This window comes from Streptomyces sp. NPDC059003 (genome assembly GCF_042740445.1).
Lineage (GTDB): Bacteria > Actinomycetota > Actinomycetes > Streptomycetales > Streptomycetaceae > Streptomyces.
Map to the genome: position 1 here is coordinate 1 of NZ_JBHYJH010000419.1, position 1,877 is coordinate 1,877.

At 74.5% G+C, this 1,877-nt stretch carries 2 protein-coding genes; both read left to right on the forward strand.

From position 1 onward, the window contains the following. The first annotated feature begins 76 nt into the window (after positions 1–76). On the forward strand, positions 77–970 hold the full coding sequence (locus ACFWZ5_RS46275; protein ID WP_384801536.1) for an SGNH/GDSL hydrolase family protein: 894 nt from the start codon (positions 77–79) through the stop codon (positions 968–970). Positions 971–1,056: 86 nt separating this feature from the next. Next, on the forward strand, positions 1,057–1,791 hold the full coding sequence (locus ACFWZ5_RS46280; protein ID WP_384801533.1) for an SDR family oxidoreductase: 735 nt from the start codon (positions 1,057–1,059) through the stop codon (positions 1,789–1,791). The last annotated feature ends 86 nt before the right edge of the window (positions 1,792–1,877 follow it).

The window sequence follows — 1,877 nt, forward strand, 5'->3', positions numbered from 1 at the left end:
CCGATACCCCGGGGCCGGTGCCCGGGCGTAACCGCCCGGGCCCGGCCGGATCCGCCGGGATACGATCGATCCCGCCATGCAGATCAACGACCCCGCCCCGCAGCTCAACGCTCCGCACACCAGCCTCGTCGCGATCGGCGACTCCTTCACGGAGGGCATGTCCGACCTGCTGCCCGACGGCGGCTACCGCGGCTGGGCGGACGTCCTCGCCGAGCGCATCGCGGCCCGCACGCCCGGGTTCCGGTACGCCAACCTGGCCGTGCGCGGCAAGCTCATCGGGCAGATCGTCGACGAGCAGGTCGACGTGGCGGCCGGGCTCGGCGCCGATGTGATCACGCTCGTGGGCGGCCTCAACGACACGCTGCGGCCCAAGTGCGACATGGGCCGGGTGCGCGGTCTCCTGGAGCAGGCGGTGGAGACGCTCGCCCCGGCGTGCAAGCAGCTCGTCCTGATGCGCAGCCCCGGCCGCCAGGGCCCGGTCCTCGAACGCTTCCGGCCGCGCATGGAGGAGCTCTTCCGGCACGTCGACGACCTCGCGGCCCGCCACGGCGCCGCCGTCGTCGACCTGTATGGCGCCACGGCGCTCGGCGACCAGCGCCTGTGGGACGTGGACCGGCTGCACCTGACGGCGGAGGGCCACCGCAGGGTCGCCGAGGCCGTGTGGCAGACCCTCGGCTACGCGCCCGAGGACGACTGGCAGGCCCCGCTGCCGCCCGCCGTCCCGGCCTCCTGGCCCGCCCGGCGCGTCGCCGACGCCCGGTTCGCCAAGCAGCATCTCGCCCCGTGGATCGGCCGCCGCCTGACGGGCCGCTCCTCGGGCGACGGCCGTACGGGCGCCCATGTGGACCCGGTGACGGGGCGGGCGTTCTGGGTCACTCCCGTTGATTCCCCGGAGGCCTCGGGGGTCTCCGCGCCGGGTCCGGTGCAGGCGTGGCGGCGGGTGGAACCGGGTCCGGCGGAGTACCGCTAGGAGTGGCGGAATACCGCCGGGAGCGGGCGAGTTGGCGAGAGACGGAAGTTGATCAAGATGTCTCCCTCTGCTCCACAAGGACACCCATGAGCACTGCACCCTCGTCCCGTCTCCACGGCCGCACCGTCGTCCTCATCGGCGGCGGCTCCGGCATCGGTCTGCGCGTCGCGCACCAGGCGGTCGCGGCCGGTGCGCGGGTCGTGCTGGGCGGGCGGTCCCCGGAGCGGCTGGCCGCCGCGGCGGCGGACCTGGGGGACGCCGCCAGCTGGCACCCGGTGGACGTCACCGACCGGGACTCGCTCGGCGCCTTCTTCGACGGGATCGAGCGCGTCGACCACCTCCTCACCACCGCGGGCACCTATCAGGTGGGCCCCATGCTCGAACTGAGCGACGAGGACGCCGAGAGCCCGTTCGTCGCCAAGTTCTGGGGGCAGTACCACGCGGTGCGGCTCGCGGCGCCCAAGCTCGCCGAGGACGGCTCGGTGGTCCTGATGTCGGGCGCCGCGGGCGCGCGGCCGCCGGGCCCCGCCCCCGCCTACGCCGCGTGCAACGCCGCCCTCGAAGGCCTCGCCCGCGGCCTCGCCGTCGAGCTGGCGCCGATCCGCGTCAACGTCGTCTCCCCCGGCACCGTCGACGGCAACCTCTGGCAGGGCCGCCCCGCCTCGGCCCGCGAGCAGGCGTTCGCCCAGTACCGCAGGGACACGCTCCTGCACCGCCTCGCCACCGAGGACGAGATCGCCGACGCGGTCCTGTACCTCTTCGGCAACGGCTACACGACGGGCTCCACGCTCTACCCCGACGGCGGCTACACGCTGCGCTGAGCGGGACCGCGCCTTCATCGCGCTCCGCGCTCGTCCTCAAACGCCGGACGGGCTGAATACCTGCCGCTCCGGCGAGGGTTTTAGCC

What these genes read in the sequence shown, in the direction of transcription:
- ACFWZ5_RS46280 (WP_384801533.1), top strand. Translation starts at nt 1,057, where the DNA reads ATGAGCACTGCACCCTCGTCCCGTCTCCACGGCCGCACCGTCGTCCTC.
- ACFWZ5_RS46275 (WP_384801536.1), top strand. Translation starts at nt 77, where the DNA reads ATGCAGATCAACGACCCCGCCCCGCAGCTCAACGCTCCGCACACCAGC.